Raw genomic sequence first — 841 nt, forward strand, 5'->3', positions numbered from 1 at the left:
TGCCGCCTCGGCATCAGCTTCCCGGAAATCTACGAGATGCAGGCGCGCGCCATCTTCGAGGCAGCCGTGCAGGTGTCCAAGGCCGGCGGCAAGCCGGTCGAACCGGAAGTGATGATCCCGCTGGTCGCCACCAAGGCCGAGATCGACATCCTGAAGGGCAAGGTCGATGGCGTTGCCAAGGCCGTGTTCAAGGAACAGGGCAAGAAGGTGAAGTATCTGGTCGGCACGATGATCGAACTGCCGCGCGCTGCCTTGCGGGCGGCCGATATCGCGCAGACCGCTGAATTCTTCTCCTTCGGCACCAACGACCTGACCCAGACCACGCTGGGCATCAGCCGCGACGATAGTGCGCTGTTCATGGACGATTACCTGAAGGCGGGTATCTTCGAGCGCGACCCGTTCGTCAGCATCGACCAGAGCGGCGTCGGCGAGCTGGTGAAGCTGGCGGTCGAGCGCGGTAAGTCGGCCCGCAAGGACATCAAGCTGGGCATCTGCGGCGAGCATGGCGGCGATCCGTCGTCGGTGCGCTTCTGCCACAATGCCGGCCTGGATTACGTGTCCTGCTCGCCCTATCGCGTGCCGATCGCCCGCCTGGCCGCCGCGCAGGCAGCGATCTCCGAGGAAAAGGCCAGCGAGGCTTAAGGGAAAGGCCCTCACCCTCCCACCGCTTCGCGGCGGGGCCCTACCTCTCCCATGAAATGGGAGAGGGTTGGGGTGAGGGTGGTGCAGATACAAAAAGGCCGGACAATGAATGCCCGGCCTTTTTCTTTGCCTTAAAGCAGGGTCACTGAATCGTGATCTTGGGCATCCGGCTCGCGCCCACATCCTTGTCCAGCTTGGC

General features: G+C 63.3%; 1 protein-coding gene. It reads left to right on the forward strand.

Annotated features, from left to right (window positions below):
- Positions 1-642, forward strand: a 642-nt coding sequence (locus CTR53_RS07875) for a putative PEP-binding protein (protein ID WP_367158945.1), incomplete at its 5' end; no start/stop codon positions are given.
- Positions 643-841 lie beyond the last annotated feature (199 nt).

Origin of the sequence: Ferrovibrio sp. (assembly GCF_002796975.1) — a bacterium.
Lineage (GTDB): Bacteria > Pseudomonadota > Alphaproteobacteria > Ferrovibrionales > Ferrovibrionaceae > Ferrovibrio.